The sequence below is a fragment of the Algiphilus sp. genome (assembly GCF_965216485.1).
Taxonomy (GTDB): domain Bacteria; phylum Pseudomonadota; class Gammaproteobacteria; order Nevskiales; family Nevskiaceae; genus Algiphilus.
The window spans coordinates 2,186,017-2,199,825 of sequence record NZ_OZ244162.1; the positions used below are offsets into that span (position 1 = coordinate 2,186,017).

Here is a 13,809-nt window from a genome sequence, read left to right on the forward strand (position 1 = left end):
CGGCCCTGCCAGCCTTGCCAGCAGGGACCCAACGCGAAGCCGCAACCAGAGTGATATCCGGTAGCGGCATCGGGCGGTTCGATCATTGAACGGGTGATCTTCTCCGGTAGCTCAGGTGATAGAGCGCGGGGAGCACGAACAGGGTGAGCAGCGTGCTGGAGAGGATGCCGCCAATCACTACCGTTGCCAGTGGCCGCTGCACTTCTGCACCGGTGCCGACGTTGAGTGCCATGGGCACGAAACCGAGACTGGCGACCAGCGCGGTCATGAGTACGGGTCGAAGCCGGGTGAGTGCGCCTTCCAGGATGGCCTCATGGATCTCCTTGCCATGCGCCCGCAAATCCCGGATGAAGGACAGCATGACCACCCCGTTCAGAACGGCGATACCCGACAGGGCAATAATGCCGACGGCAGCCGAAATGGACAGCGGCATATCCCGTAACCAGAGCGCAGCCACGCCGCCGGTCAGCGCGAGCGGCACGCCGGTGAACACCAGCAGGGCGTCGCGCAGAGAGCCGAACGCACTGAAGAGCAGCAAGAGGATCATTGCCAAGGTGGCAGGTACGGCAATGCTCAGGCGCTGGGTGGCAGACTCGAGTTGCTCGAAGGTTCCGCCGTATTCCACCCAATAGCCCGCCGGAAGATCCACACCCTGTTCAACCGTGCGCTGGAGATCGTCGATAAAGGACCCCAGATCTCGGCCGGTCACATTGCTGGTGACCGTGATGTAGCGCTTGGCATTTTCTCGACTGATCTGATTGGGGCCAATGCGCAATGCGACATCGGCGACCTCCTGCAGTGGAACATAGCCGGGCGCGCCATCCGCAACAAAGATCGGAAGGCGCTTCAATGTATCCACATCGTTACGCCGTGACTCGGCAAGCCGGACCACCAGGTCGAAACGACGGTCTCCATCATAGATCTCACCCACGACGGCGCCACCGAGCGCGGCGCGGATCGTGTCCTGCACGTGACGGATGTCCAGACCATGCCGCCCCAGTGCAACGCGGTCGGGTTCGATACTGAGCACCGGCAGGCCCGCAACCTGCTCCATCCGAGTGTCGGAAGCGCCGTCAATCGTGCCCACGATTCCGTTTACGGTCTGCCCGAGTTCCAGCAACTGCTCCAGGTCGTCGCCGAAAATCTTGACGGCGACATCCGCCCGCACCCCCGAGATGAGCTCATTGAAGCGCATCTCGATCGGCTGGGTGAACTCGTAGTTGTTGCCGGGCACTGCCTCCATGGCCACTTGAATCTCCGCTTCCAGGTCCGCCTTCGTGCGGCTCGGATTGGGCCAATCCCGTCGGTCTTTCATGATGATGAAGGTATCCGCCACTGACGGCGGCATGGGATCGGTGGCGACTTCGGGTGTGCCGATCTTGCTGAACACGTGCGAAATTTCCTCAAAGTCGCGAAGCCGCGCCTCAAGGTCGTTCTGCATGTCCACGGCCTGTGACAGGCTGGTGCCAGGGATGCGCAGTGCATGCATGGCGATGTCGCCTTCATCCAACTGAGGAACGAATTCGGCGCCCAGTCGGGTGGCTAGCCACGCACTCGTGATCACCAACAGCAGCGCGGTCAGCACCACCGGCACGCGGAACCGGAGCGCGATCTCCAGCAACGGTGCATAGCCGCGACGGATCACGCGCATCAGCGGGTTTTCCTTCTCTGCCACGCGCCCGCCCAACAGCACGGCGAGGCTGGCCGGCACGAAGGTCAGCGCCAGGATCAAGGCCGCGGTCAAGGCCATGATCACGGTAAGGGCCATGGGGCGAAACATCTTGCCTTCCACCCCGGTGAGCGTGAGGATCGGGATGTAGACGACCAGGATGATCAGCACACCGAAGGTCGCCGGCCGGATGACCTCGGTGGAAGCCGCGCGCAGCACTTCCAATCGCTCGCTCCGCGTGAGCAAGCTACCCGACTGGCGCTGTGCTTCGCCCAGTCTGCGCAGGCAGTTCTCCACAATGATCACGGCGCCGTCGACGATGAGGCCAAAGTCCAGGGCGCCAAGGCTCATGAGATTGCCGCTGACACCGGCCTGCACCATGCCGGTCATGGTGGCGAGCATCGCCAGCGGAATGACTGCCGCGGTAATCAGGGCCGCACGGATATTGCCCAGCAACAGGAACAGGACGGCGATGACCAGCAATGCGCCTTCGGCGAGATTCTTCTGCACCGTAGCGATGGTCTTGTCGACCAGGGTGGTGCGGTCGTAGAGCGCCTCGACGCGTACCCCCTCGGGCAGTGATTTCTGCACCAGTGCGAGCCGCTCACCGGCCTGTTCCGCTACCACCCGGCTGTTCTCTCCGATCAGCATCATGACGGTGCCGAGTACGACTTCCTCGCCGTCCTTGGTCGCCGCACCGGTGCGGAGTGCGCTCGCTTCGAGCACACGCCCGATATCGCCTACGCGAACCGGTGCACCGCCCACGTCACTGATGATGACGTCTTCAATGTCGCTGACCGTCTGCAGGCGCCCTGGAACCCGCACGAGATTCTGTTCACCGCGCCGTTCGATATACCCGGCACCGACATTGTCGTTGCTGTTTTCGAGCGCGCGAATCAGCTGGTCGAGATTCACTCCATGGGCGGCGAGTTTCTCCGGATCAGGCGCGACCTGATACTGCTTGCGGTAGCCGCCCACCGTGTTGACCTCGGTCGCGCCCTTGGTGAGGCGCATTTGGGGCCGGATGATCCAATCCTGGATGGAGCGCAGATCGGTGGCGTCATAGCCACTGCCGGGCTCCGCGGTGACGGCATACATGAAGATTTCGCCCAGGCCGGTGGCGATCGGCCCCAGGCTGGCCGACAAGCCGGCCGGAATGACATCACGCGCCTCCGCCAGTCGCTCGCTGATCACCTGCCGCGCGAAGTAGATATCCGTGCCTTCCTCGAAGACCACGGTGATCTGAGACAGGCCATAGCGAGACAGCGAGCGTGTGTAGTCCAGCCGGGGCAAGCCGGAAAGCAGGGTCTCCATCGGATAGGTGATGCGCTGCTCCGCTTCCAGCGGCGTATAGCCCGGCGCTTCGGTATTGATCTGGACCTGGACATTGGTGATGTCTGGTACGGCATCAATGGGTAACGACTGATAGCTGTAGATGCCAAGCCCTGCGACACCCAGCATGCCGAGCAAGACCAGCCATCGCTGTGCGATGGCGGTCGCGATGATGCGATCGAGCATGGTGTTCTCCTAGTGGTCGTGGCTGGCGCCGCTTTTTTCGATATCCGCGCGGATCAGAAAGCTGTTGCCGGTGACGTACTCTGTTCCTTTTGCAATGCCACCGAGCACTTCGACCCAGGTGTCGTCGCGAGCACCCAGCTCCAGCATCCGGACTTCATAGGTGTCGCCGAATCGCGCGTAGACCACATCGAATGTGCGAAAGCGCTGAAGACCCGAGCGCCGCACCGCGCGCGGCACCTCGCGTACCTCCACGATGACCTCTCCCTGCACAAACTGCTCAGGGCGCAAGGCGCCTTTCGGGTTTTCCACCGGCACACGGAGGTGCACGTTCTGGCGCCGGCCCGAGATGGGACTGATGCCTTCAATGCGACCTTCCGCCAAGAGCTGGCCATTGAGGTCACGCACCGTCACGGACTGGCCCTCAGCCAGGTCGCGAAGATCCTTTCCAAAGGCATCCAAGTGCACCCAGACCTGATCGAGATTCACAATCTCAAAAAGGGGGTCGGTTTCGGCCTGCTGTCCCACGGCTGCATCGCGCTTCAGCACCACACCTGCCAGGGGCGCGCGCAGTACCGTGGGGCGCAGGCTTTCACGCGCGACCACAGTTGCCAGCGCCTCGCCCTTGTCGACGGCGTCATAGAGCTCGACATTGATTGCCGTGACCTGGCCGGGGTAGGGGGCGGCCACGCGGGCAATACGATGGGGAATCGCCTGCACACGGCCACTCAGTTGAAGGGTGCGATGCAGCGTGGCAGGGCCGACACGCTCCGTTGTGATGCCCGCCTCCTCTGCAATTTCCGCCGGTATACGGGTGCGGCCTTCGTGGCTTTCGTACTGCCATTGATAGGTACGCCCCTGATACTGAGCCTTGACGGTGACGTCGAAGGAGTGGGGCTCAGCCACCGGTTGGTTGCCACGCAGAAAATCATCCACGGCATGGAAGGTGACGACATCGGTGGCGCCTCCCAGGCGGTCCAGACGCACCTCGAGCGTCACTGCCTCCGGCGGAAGTGCCTGGCTCTCTGTGCTGGGCCATGCACGGTACTCTGCCGCCGTGCCAACGTCGACCAGGCCCAGCTCCAAGCGAAAGCCATTTTCTTCAAGCAGTCGGCCTCCATGGGGGCCGTGAGCAACCTCGTCCCCGCCAGATGAGCCGACGGACGCGTGACCACCACCGGCATGAGCGGCACTGAGCCAGAAAGCGCCCAACAGGGCCAGGATGCCGGCGAAGGTGTTGGTTTGGATGGAGCTTTTCATTGTTCTCTCCTCATCGGCGCGGCAACCGCGGTGCCGGTCAGGCGCTCGATTTCAATGAGGTGGCGGTGGTAGCGGTACGCGGCATGAATGGCACGCCTGCGTTGGGCAATGAGATCGTCCTGCGCGCTGGCCAACTCGATATAGCCGTAACGGCCTCGGCCATATCCAGCCTGGATCGATTCCAGCGCAGCCGTGGCGGCTGGCAGGATGTCTTCTTGGAGCGCCTTTACTTCTGTTCCGGCGTGCACCATTTCCTGATAGCGCGCATATACCACCGCATAGAGCTCGCGCCGCACGACTTCGTAGCGCCGCTCCTGTGCCTGCGCCTCGGCCTGCGATGCGCGGATGCCAGGCTGGGCGCGTTCCGCGCTCCCCCAGGGCACCGACAAACCGAAGATCAGCGAGGTATCGTCCGTGCCCTCGCGTCGGCGTACACCGCCCATGACGCGGATATCCGCGCTCCCTTGTGCATAGGCCAGCTGCTGACGTGCATCGGCGATGCGTCGCTGCTCGGCAAGTCGTCGAAGCTGCGGATTGCCTTCGAGGGACCTGACGATGTCGCTCAAGGCTTCGGGCACCGGTAATGCGGACAAATCGGCTTGCGCCTGAGCGAAATCAGGCTCCCGCTCCCCCCAGAGACTGGCGAGACTGACGCGCGTGGCCTTGAGCTCGTGTTCGGCGTGCTCCAGTTCCAACCGCGCATTGGCCAAAGCGATCTCTGCTCGGGCGCTTTCGGTCTCGGGCGCCGCTCCGGCCTTCACCCGACGATGGGCTTCCTTCTGTGCGGCCTCGGCGAGGGCAACCGCCGACTCGGCAACCGTCAGCAACTGCTGGTCGCGCACTACGTGCATGAAGCGCTCTGCCACATCGGCCAGCAATTCGAGCCGATCGAGGTCGCGTTCGGTTTGTACGAGCATGCCGCGTGCATCAGCGAGACTGCCCCGCAGTACAGCCTTGTCTCCGCGCTCCAGCACGCGCGACAGGGTCAACGTCGTTTCCGCGCTCTTCAGGCCCGCGGTGCTGTCATTACCGGCGACATTTTCTACATCGAACCCCACCTCGAAAGGAGGCGGCTGCGCGGCTTCGTTTTTGCGCGCCAGGGCGGCGCGGCTTCGATACATCCACGTTTGCAATTGCGGGTTATCCGCCAATGCAAGGGCATAGGCATCGTCAAGCGTGATCGGGCGGCTGTCCGCACCGGCTGGCATAGCCATGACGGCCAGCAGGCAGGCGCCCAAGAAAATTCGGGGTGCCATTGGCATCTCCATTCACAGTGAAAAACGCGATGCGTAAACGCATCGAAAGCACTGGAGATGTCAGGCGATGGGAGGACGGAAAGGGGGAGAGATAATCCCTGCGCGCAGATGCGGCGCCGTGCGCATAACCAGAGGGGCGCGACTCGGGGCGAGCATGGCTGGGAGTTGCATCGGTAATGCCATGCAATGGGCTGTGCATTGACATGCGTGCACATGCAGGCCTTCGGGATCACCCCACAGGTCTGCGCCCTCAAGATGCACGTGCGCCGCGGCATCCGAGTGTTCGACGCTGGCAGCGTCGTGCACTTCGAGTTCCGGCCAGGTGCTGACGAGCAGCATCAGGACCAGCGACCACAAAGCAAGACGCTCCAATCGCTTGTAGGGCAGGCGTTGTTGCATGGCGCCCGTAGCCTATCACCCGCGGAGGTGCTTTCCGTGATGTGTGTCAACACAGCGCGGCAATATGGGACAGATGTCCCGTATCCACCTTCAAATCGGCACGCGCTATGCTCCGCGCCCACCTTTCCTCATACCTTTGCCGTATGGCCCTTGATGCCCTCACCGATCAAGGCCCCGGCAACCATTCACTATTGGCTCGGCCACTCCTGCATGCGTAGAAGCGAAGGTGGCAAAAGCCCCACCACAACGATACGGAGACACAACCAATGACTTTCCCCATCTGGATGCTTCTGGGATTCGCCCTCTGGACCATTGCGGTGCTGCTGTTCTCGGTGGGGGTCTACCGTTGGACACGGATTCTGACCGGCAGGGTGGATATCAAGGAATTCCGTGGTGATGTGGTGGAGGGCGACGACTGGTATCGCAGAGCCATGCGCGCCCATGCCAACTGCGTGGAGAATCTCCCGGTGTTCGGTGCTGTTGTATTTGCCGTGCACGTGAGCGGTGTCTCGGGCCCCGCGGTGAACGCAATGGCCGCCGCGGCGTTGGTGGCTCGCATGTTCCAGTCCGTGATTCATATCGCCCTGGTGCAAAGCAACCGCATTGCCTTTGTGCGCTTTCTGTTCTTCTTTGCCCAGCTGATCTGCTTCATTGGCATGGCCATCAGCGTGATGCGGCACGCGCTGTGAGAGCGGTTGTAGCCACAAGCGCCAGCAGGGGTGCCCTCCGCGTGGTGGAGTGCCCGGCCCCCAAGGCCGGGGCACGCGATCTCGTGGTCCGCGTACACGCCAGCAGCCTGAATCCGCACGACTGGAAATATCTGGGGTGGTTTGCCAGCAGTGCGTACCGCCTTGGACTGCCGCTTCCGCACCTGCGGCTGGGGCATGACTTTGTCGGAACGGTGATCGAGACCGGTTCTCGTGTGCGTCACTTCCACAGGGGCGATGTGGTCTTCGGCATGAGTGCCAAGACTGGCGCCTTTGCGGAGTACGTCGCGGTCGACGAGCGCATGGTTGCGCTTAAGCCCAAAAACGTGGATGACGCTGTCGCAGCGGCCTTGCCCATGGTTGGCCTGACCGCATTGCAGGCCTTGCGCATGGCGCATCTGCGCGCCGGCATGTCGGTGCTGATCATTGGCGGTTCCGGTGGCGTCGGCTCCGTCGCCATCCAGATCGCTCACCATCAAGGCCCGCGGGTCACCGCGGTCTGCAGCGGCCGCAACACGGCCTTTGTGCGCGCTCTCAGCGCGGACTCCGTGGTTGATTACGAACAGGAAGACTGGCGGGCTAGCGGGACGGTCTACGACATCATCTTCGACACGATCGGCCAGGAGACAGTGGCGCGGATGCGGCCCGCACTGAAACCCGGTGGCTGCCTGATCTCCACCGCAACGTCGGCCGCCAATGCGCTCACCACCCTGACATCGCGCGCCGTGGCGCGCTTTCGTCCTTCCGCCGTGCGCGCCGGCACCCTGCTGGCATTACCCCGCGGCCTGGACATGGCCGAGTTGCGCGACATGGTGGAGGCGGGATTCCTGAAGGCCCCCATCGACCGGCGCTACCGCCTCGAGCAGTTAGCGGAGGCCATCGAATACAGCAAGACCGGTCGCGCGCGCGGGAAGATCGTGCTGCTCGTAGCCAAGGATTGACCGCGACAGCGTCTGTGTGTGTGCTGGCGGTCGGCATCAATCTCAGCCTCAGGGCCGCACTACCAACTCCACCCGCCGGTTCTGGGCACGACCCGCCTCACTCGTATTGGAGGCGCGCGGCGAGAGTGGTCCGACCCCATAGCCTTGTACCCGCGCCGATGGGATGGCATGCGTATCGACCAAGGCCTTGGCCACCGCGCGGGCGCGGGCTTCGGAAAGGCTGGCATTCAGCTCGAAGCTTCCGGTTGAGTCGGTGTGTCCAACCACCCAGACCTTCATTGCGGGGCGTGCCTCAAGGATCGCCGCCATCGCTGCCAATGCTTCGGCAGATTCGGCTTTGAGACGCGCCTCTCCGGTTTCAAAGTAGACCCCGGGAATGGCGACATGCCCGAGGCGGTCGAGGGTCTGGCCCAAGGCGTCGGGATCGACCTGTACGAGCCCCGTTTCCATGGCCTCGACCTCAAGGACCGTGATTTGATGATCCGCCTTGGCGACCGCGATGGCCACATACGCGCTGGCATCCTCGGCATCGATCCGGGCCGCCAGGTAGCCGCCAATGCCGGGCAAATGGATCGTGCCGTTGAATCGTCCCCAGCGGCTTCCCGCATAGGAGGGGCCGCAGGCCTTGTCGCGGCAGGTGAAGAGGATTTCACCGCCTGCGCCCACAAGCGCCTGCTGATAATTGGCGAGGATCTCATGCGAAGAACGCTCGGGCGGATTCCGATAGCGAATACGCGTCAGCGTACCGGCAAGATCCATGCTCTCGAAATCGAGACTGTCTGCGACCAGCCCGGTGATGAGCCGATACTCCTGGTAGGCCGCTTCTTCGCGATCGAGCGCTACGGCGCCGGGATAGCGGCTGATCAGGGGGTGATCCTCGGTTTCAGCCGACCAACCGGGCAGAGGCAGCATCACCAAGATCATCAAGAGCGCACTGGCTCCCATGCGAAACACCGTGCTCATACTCCACCCCCCTAGGAAATGGACCACAAAAGTCGGGAGCCTGCGCGCATTGCATGCCCTCGGTGAAACTATAAGCCGAATCATGCAGAGGCCAGACGGCACCATGCTGCGGCATTGCAGCCCAACAATCTCCGACTTTCGGATGATTGAACCTTCATTCGCCCTGCGGTCCAATCGTTGAGAAACGCTGTATCCGCGCCTCCACCGGCCTGTGGCCAAAGGACTCGATGTCATGCAGTTCCGTCGTTGGGAAGACTTCGATACGCGGGCGGTGGAGCGTCTTTACACCGAAGTGTTCACGGCATCCGAAGGTGTGTCGGAAGGCAAGGTGATCGGGGCACTGGCACTGCGTTTGATGCGTGAGGTCTCCGCCAATGACCTATGCGGCTTTGTCGCAACGGATGCGGAAGACGTCGTCGGCGCCATCTTCTTTTCGCGCCTGCGTTTCGCCACTCCGGTCGAGGCTTTCCTGCTGTCACCGGTGGCCGTAGCCACGGCCTATCACGGCAAAGGGGTGGGGCAGGGCCTGATCCGTTTCGGGCTTGATGCATTGCGCGAGTGGGGTGTTCACCTGGTCTGCACCTATGGCGACCCGAAGTTCTATGGCCGTGTCGGCTTCCACGCCGTGGATACCGAAACGATTCCCGCGCCCTTCGCGCTGACCCAACCCGAGGGTTGGCTATGTCAGTGGCTGAATGAGGCGTCGCTGCCCTCCGTAGCAGGGCCGAGCCGTTGTGTGCCCCCCTTCGACAATCCAGACTACTGGTAGCCACGCGCCATCACCGGCGCGTTACGGACAGAAGGCGGGGCTTCATCATGCGAAAGCTGCATATTGCGATCTCGACCGATCGCATCGAGGCAACGGTGGCCGATTATTCGCGTCGGCTCGGGGTGCCACCCTGTTCCTATATCGAGGGCGCCTACGCGTTGTGGCGGACAGACAGTCTGAATGTCTCAGTCCGTCAGGACCCGGACAGTGCACCCGGCAGTCTGCGCCACCTGGGTTGGGAGGATCCCTCAGCCGAGGCGTTCACGCAGGACACGGACGTCAATGGCATTGTGTGGGAGCGCTTCAGCGCTGAGCACCAGGCCGAGGAAATCAACGCACTCTGGCCCGAAGCCCGCTACCGCCCCTGAGCTTGAGGAAAGGCAGCGGCCTGGAAGGGCCGCAAAGCCGGCGGACCGGCCTTGCGGCCACAGCATCAGCCCAGCAGCTGCCAGACCATCGCCAGGATCAGGGCGATCTGGGCGATGAACAGTGTGGCGCGGATCAGCACCAGGAAGAAGGACGTCCCGATGAGGTGGACGATGCTCTGCCCCACACGCATATACAGCACCAAGGCCGCCATGCCGGCCAGCGCCTCCGCCTGGTCCATCATCGCGCCGATAATGACCACCGCGGCGAAAACCGGAAAGGTTTCCAGGCAGTTGTAGTGCGCGTGCTGGGCGCGGATCAGAATGCCCGGGTCCACGGGGGCGTTGCCTCGCGTCCATGCATCGGCCTTCTGGCTGCCCATCAACACACGCGGCACGCGTGGCAGGGCATAGAAAAGAGCGAGCAGCAGGGTCCAGGTGCCGAACAGCAGTACAGCGGTCAAAGCAGTCATGTCGTCTCCCGTTGTGTTTGGTCATACCGCGCCCCGAGCCTACTGAATGGCGATTCAGCTTTGTAGTTGCGCTTGGGTAAGGAGCAAAGGCGACGGCGCACGTCGATCGTGCGCTGTCGCTCTGGGGATGGTTCTGCTCCTCAGGCACTCACCGCTACAAAATCCGGCTTCTCCCGCACGGCGCAGCTTGGGCACTGGAAGTCGTCCGGCAGCGCCTGCCAGCTTGTCCCCGGGGGATAGCCTTCATGCGGACAGCCCGCCGTCGCGTTGTACACGTAGCTGCAGTTTGGGCACTGATGGTCAACCACGTCACTCGCCTCGGGCCGAGCATTCGCCGGCACTGCGGCGTCTTGCGCGGGTTGCGGGGCCGCCGACTCCGGTACGGCATGATCCGGCATCCACTTGGCCATTAGCTGTGCTCGCTTGGCCGGATACAGATTGGCCTGCCGGATGTCGCCGCCGTGATGTGCAACGACACGGTGATCCATCAGCTTGAACCAGAGGGCAGGGATGTAAGCCACAAGGATCATGCCGGCATAACCTGATGGCAGCTGCGGACTGTCACCGAAATGGCGCAAGGCCTGGTAGCGGCGCGTCGGATTGGCGTGATGGTCGGAATGGCGCTGCAATTGATAGAGCAGCAGGTTGGTTACGACATGATTGCTGTTCCACGAATGGCGTGGCTGGCAGCGCTCATAGCGGCCACTCGCCAGCTTCTGGCGCAGCAGACCGTAGTGCTCCATGTAGTTCACGACTTCGAGCAGTGAAAAACCGAAGGCCGCCTGCACCACCAGAAACACCAGGGCCCAGGGCCCCAGCCAGAGACTGAGCGCACCGAACAGCAGCACCGTCAGCGCCCAGCTTTGCAGATTCTCATTGTGTATCGACCACGCTGACGCTCCGTTGCGCTCCAGACGGCCTTTTTCGATGGCCCAGGCAGACTTCAGACTGCCGACAACCGTCCGCGGTAGAAAAGCCCAGAAACTCTCGCCCATGCGGGAGCTGGCAGGGTCTTCCGGCGTGGCCACATGCTTGTGGTGGCCTTTATTGTGTTCGATGAAGAAATGCCCATAAGCCACTGGCGCCAGGACAATACGTGCCAACCAACGTTCGAGCTTGTTGGTCTTGTGACCCAGCTCGTGCGCGGTATTGATGCCCACGCCATTGATGATGCCGGTGGCCAATACCAGAGCGACGAGATTCCACCAGGCCAAGCCGCCATCCACGGCGAGCCATGCGGCGAGGACGGTCATCAGATACTGGCTGGGGATATAGGCGAAGACGATGCGCAGGTAATACCGGTCGGCGCTGAGATCATCGACGGCAGCTTCCGGCGCATTGCTTTGGTCTTCCCCAATCAGCACATCGAGCAGCGGCGCAATGCCATAGAACACCACCGGCAAGACCCAAAGGATCTCTCCCGGCAGTCCCACCCACACGGCCAGGACGGAAAGCAGGCCCAGCAGGGGCAGGGCGGGGCTCAGCAACCACCAGTAGCGCTTGGCGTCTGTCCAGCGGGTCGCATCGCGAGAGGGGTAATGGACTTGTGCGTTTGCAGTGCTCATGGGAGGACTCCTCGTCTCCGAAAGGAACGATAGATATCCTGCGCTGGCCGGCGACCGAAGAATGGTGATTTCACGCCATGCTATGGTGATAATGCGCCATTCAGTTGAGGTAGCACGCTATGCAGGCAGTAGATGTGTCGGTACCCGCGCGCTACTACGTCCGGCTGGCAGCGCTGTTGCAGGCGGAAGGAGTGGATGTCGAGCGCCTGCTCCAGCCATTGGGGCTTTCGATGTCACAGCTCAGCGAGCCGGAGGCACAGGTCCGTTTCACGCTCATTGACCGACTACTGCAACAGGTTGTTCGCGCCAGCGAGCGTAGCGACCTTGCTTTCGAGACCGGCCGGCGACTCACCGCGAGCTCACACAGCTTTGTCGGCTTCGGGATGTTGAGCAGTGCAACCGTGGATGAAGCGTTGCGCTTCGAGGCGCGCTACTTCGGGCTGGTCATGCCCAGCTTTCAGCTGCGCTATCGCGCGGCGGCCGACCATGCGGAGCTTCTGGTCACGCCGCGGGTGGCGATGAGCCACATCTGCCTCGTCTTTCATCTTGAAGCCATCGCGCTTGCCGCCCTGCGTGAGATCTCGGACCTCAACGGCGGCATATTGCCGCGTTGCCTTCTCGACTGCGCATTTCCGGAACCTGTGCACGCCCGACGCTATGAGCAGGAACTGGGTGACGTCTCGGTCCGCTTCGAGTCCGGGCCGAATGCCAGTATCCGACTCCGCATCTGTGAGAACCCACGTAGCCTGCGCCTCGAAATGGCGGATAGCCATGCATTGCAGGTGGCGGAAGCTCGCTGCAGGGCACTGGTTCAGCGTGCCGCCGACGGCGGTCGCTTTGCGGATTGGGTGGCGATGACATTGCGCGAAGTCTCTGATGCGCTTCCCAGCCTAGATGAACTCGCAGCCTCGCTGAATCTCTCGCGGCGCACCGTCAACCGCTACCTGGCGCGCGAAGGCACCAGCTTTCGCGAACTGGCCGGCACCATCCAGCACCAGATTGCCTGCGAACGGCTCACAGACAAGGGCATGAGCGTGACCGAGGTCGCCTATTCCCTCGGCTTCAGTGATGCCTCCAACTTCTCACGCGCCTTCCGCGACCGCGCCGGCTGCAGTCCCGGAGACTATCAACACCGGTACCGATCAAGAGCAGAGTAGCGCGCGACACGGCAGCAGTTGAACGAGGCGGTCGGACGCTTGCTTGGATTCGTCTAGGCGCCACAGTCCTTGAGCAACTCCCTGGCCAAGGCAATGGAATCGGCTTTGTGCGTGGCATCGTCGTCGCTGCGTTTGAGGTTGACGCTCAATGCCTGATTGCCGACCAGCACCTGCAGTGTCCGGGTCTTTGGCAGCCCGCCCCAGGCGGCCGCATCCCCAAGGCCGGGCTCGTTCATGGTTTCGTAGTTGATCTTGCTGACCATGGAGCGGGCGAAATCGCGCGCCATCTCCTGGTGCTCGGCATCGACGGCCTCCGCGGCCGTTTCGCTCAGTGACTCGGCGGATTTCGCCTGCTCTTCCTGAGAACGCGGCCGGTAGGCGGCCGTGAAGCGAGCCTTCGCTTTCTCGGCGTTCTCTGCAAAGGTTTCGATGCTCAGCGTCGCCTCGTCATCGATGGGGTTCTCGAAGGTCATGGTACCGACCTGCATGGTCATTTTTCGACTGCCGGACCAACGGTAATCACAGCTGGTGGTGCGACCAAAGGTGCTGTTTTCGCCCTGCAATTCGCCGATATCGCCCGCGATCTTGCGCACGTGCTCGGCGGTCAGGAGACTGCAAGGATCAGCCGCGGCGTCGGCAAAGCAGGATGCGGCTTTGGGTGCGGCATCCGCCGGACTCCCACCACAGGCAGTGATGAGCACGACTGCCAGAGCAGAGGCGGGGGCGGTGAAGAAGCGCAGGCGGGGCACGGAAAGGGGTGTTGCGGTCAT

13 protein-coding genes are annotated in these 13,809 nt (G+C 62.6%); 5 read left to right on the plus strand and 8 right to left on the minus strand.

Annotated features, from left to right (window positions below):
- Nucleotides 1-82: 82 nt before the first annotated feature.
- Genes ACOOFO_RS10085 through ACOOFO_RS10100 form a run of 4 tightly spaced genes read right to left on the minus strand, consistent with a single transcriptional unit; the run spans nt 83 to nt 6,099 of the window.
- Nucleotides 83-3,187, minus strand: coding sequence for an efflux RND transporter permease subunit (locus tag ACOOFO_RS10085; protein ID WP_420426645.1), 3,105 nt, complete (start codon nt 3,185-3,187; stop codon nt 83-85).
- A 9-nt stretch (nt 3,188-3,196) separates the two neighbouring features.
- The gene (locus tag ACOOFO_RS10090) at nt 3,197-4,444 is read right to left on the minus strand and encodes an efflux RND transporter periplasmic adaptor subunit (protein WP_420426646.1); all 1,248 of its coding nucleotides are present in this window, start codon (nt 4,442-4,444) and stop codon (nt 3,197-3,199) included.
- Nucleotides 4,441-5,700: a TolC family protein gene (locus tag ACOOFO_RS10095; protein ID WP_420426647.1), complete on the minus strand. Its 1,260-nt coding sequence runs from the start codon at nt 5,698-5,700 to the stop codon at nt 4,441-4,443. The genes ACOOFO_RS10090 and ACOOFO_RS10095 overlap by 4 nt, the downstream gene beginning before the upstream one ends.
- Before the next feature lie 60 nt (nt 5,701-5,760).
- The gene (locus tag ACOOFO_RS10100; protein ID WP_420426648.1) at nt 5,761-6,099 is read right to left on the minus strand and encodes a hypothetical protein; all 339 of its coding nucleotides are present in this window, start codon (nt 6,097-6,099) and stop codon (nt 5,761-5,763) included.
- 266 nt (nt 6,100-6,365) lie between these two features.
- Between ACOOFO_RS10100 and ACOOFO_RS10105 the strand changes: the two genes are divergently transcribed.
- Nucleotides 6,366-6,788: an MAPEG family protein gene (locus tag ACOOFO_RS10105; protein ID WP_420426649.1), complete on the plus strand. Its 423-nt coding sequence runs from the start codon at nt 6,366-6,368 to the stop codon at nt 6,786-6,788.
- 41 nt (nt 6,789-6,829) lie between these two features.
- A complete protein-coding gene (locus tag ACOOFO_RS10110) occupies nt 6,830-7,747 on the plus strand; it encodes an NAD(P)-dependent alcohol dehydrogenase (protein ID WP_420426650.1) in 918 nt (305 codons plus the stop codon).
- 48 nt (nt 7,748-7,795) lie between these two features.
- On the opposite strand, the gene ACOOFO_RS10115 is transcribed toward ACOOFO_RS10110, so the two are convergent.
- A complete protein-coding gene (locus ACOOFO_RS10115) occupies nt 7,796-8,710 on the minus strand; it encodes a DUF4892 domain-containing protein (protein ID WP_420426651.1) in 915 nt (304 codons plus the stop codon).
- Nucleotides 8,711-8,942: 232 nt separating this feature from the next.
- Here ACOOFO_RS10115 and ACOOFO_RS10120 point away from each other — a divergent pair, with 232 nt between their 5' ends.
- Both ACOOFO_RS10120 and ACOOFO_RS10125 read left to right on the plus strand, forming a co-directional pair.
- Nucleotides 8,943-9,479 (plus strand): GNAT family N-acetyltransferase, encoded by a 537-nt coding sequence (locus ACOOFO_RS10120; protein WP_420426652.1) that lies wholly within the window; start codon nt 8,943-8,945, stop codon nt 9,477-9,479.
- A gap of 47 nt (nt 9,480-9,526) precedes the next feature.
- Nucleotides 9,527-9,847 carry a hypothetical protein gene (locus ACOOFO_RS10125; protein ID WP_420426653.1) on the plus strand — a complete coding sequence of 107 codons (321 nt, stop codon included), beginning with the start codon at nt 9,527-9,529 and terminating at the stop codon, nt 9,845-9,847.
- Between the two features lie 65 nt (nt 9,848-9,912).
- Here the strand turns inward: ACOOFO_RS10125 and ACOOFO_RS10130 are convergent, their stop codons facing one another.
- Both ACOOFO_RS10130 and ACOOFO_RS10135 read right to left on the minus strand, forming a co-directional pair.
- Nucleotides 9,913-10,317, minus strand: coding sequence for an MAPEG family protein (locus ACOOFO_RS10130; protein WP_420426654.1), 405 nt, complete (start codon nt 10,315-10,317; stop codon nt 9,913-9,915).
- A 140-nt stretch (nt 10,318-10,457) separates the two neighbouring features.
- Nucleotides 10,458-11,882 (minus strand): fatty acid desaturase, encoded by a 1,425-nt coding sequence (locus tag ACOOFO_RS10135; protein ID WP_420426655.1) that lies wholly within the window; start codon nt 11,880-11,882, stop codon nt 10,458-10,460.
- A gap of 119 nt (nt 11,883-12,001) precedes the next feature.
- On the opposite strand from ACOOFO_RS10135, the gene ACOOFO_RS10140 reads away from it, so the two are divergent.
- Nucleotides 12,002-13,039 (plus strand): helix-turn-helix domain-containing protein, encoded by a 1,038-nt coding sequence (locus ACOOFO_RS10140; protein WP_420426656.1) that lies wholly within the window; start codon nt 12,002-12,004, stop codon nt 13,037-13,039.
- Between the two features lie 53 nt (nt 13,040-13,092).
- Here the strand turns inward: ACOOFO_RS10140 and ACOOFO_RS10145 are convergent, their stop codons facing one another.
- Entirely contained in the window at nt 13,093-13,809 is a 717-nt protein-coding gene (locus ACOOFO_RS10145) for a hypothetical protein (protein ID WP_420426657.1), read from the minus strand.

Excerpts from the sequence above, each read along its gene's own strand:
- ACOOFO_RS10085 (WP_420426645.1), bottom strand. The coding sequence starts at position 3,187 with ATGCTCGATCGCATCATCGCGACCGCCATCGCACAGCGATGGCTGGTC.
- ACOOFO_RS10090 (WP_420426646.1), bottom strand. The coding sequence starts at position 4,444 with ATGAAAAGCTCCATCCAAACCAACACCTTCGCCGGCATCCTGGCCCTG.
- ACOOFO_RS10095 (WP_420426647.1), bottom strand. The coding sequence starts at position 5,700 with ATGGCACCCCGAATTTTCTTGGGCGCCTGCCTGCTGGCCGTCATGGCT.
- ACOOFO_RS10100 (WP_420426648.1), bottom strand. The coding sequence starts at position 6,099 with ATGCAACAACGCCTGCCCTACAAGCGATTGGAGCGTCTTGCTTTGTGG.
- ACOOFO_RS10105 (WP_420426649.1), top strand. The coding sequence starts at position 6,366 with ATGACTTTCCCCATCTGGATGCTTCTGGGATTCGCCCTCTGGACCATT.
- ACOOFO_RS10115 (WP_420426651.1), bottom strand. The coding sequence starts at position 8,710 with ATGAGCACGGTGTTTCGCATGGGAGCCAGTGCGCTCTTGATGATCTTG.
- ACOOFO_RS10120 (WP_420426652.1), top strand. The coding sequence starts at position 8,943 with ATGCAGTTCCGTCGTTGGGAAGACTTCGATACGCGGGCGGTGGAGCGT.
- ACOOFO_RS10125 (WP_420426653.1), top strand. The coding sequence starts at position 9,527 with ATGCGAAAGCTGCATATTGCGATCTCGACCGATCGCATCGAGGCAACG.
- ACOOFO_RS10130 (WP_420426654.1), bottom strand. The coding sequence starts at position 10,317 with ATGACTGCTTTGACCGCTGTACTGCTGTTCGGCACCTGGACCCTGCTG.
- ACOOFO_RS10135 (WP_420426655.1), bottom strand. The coding sequence starts at position 11,882 with ATGAGCACTGCAAACGCACAAGTCCATTACCCCTCTCGCGATGCGACC.
- ACOOFO_RS10140 (WP_420426656.1), top strand. The coding sequence starts at position 12,002 with ATGCAGGCAGTAGATGTGTCGGTACCCGCGCGCTACTACGTCCGGCTG.
- ACOOFO_RS10145 (WP_420426657.1), bottom strand. The coding sequence starts at position 13,809 with ATGACCGCAACACCCCTTTCCGTGCCCCGCCTGCGCTTCTTCACCGCC.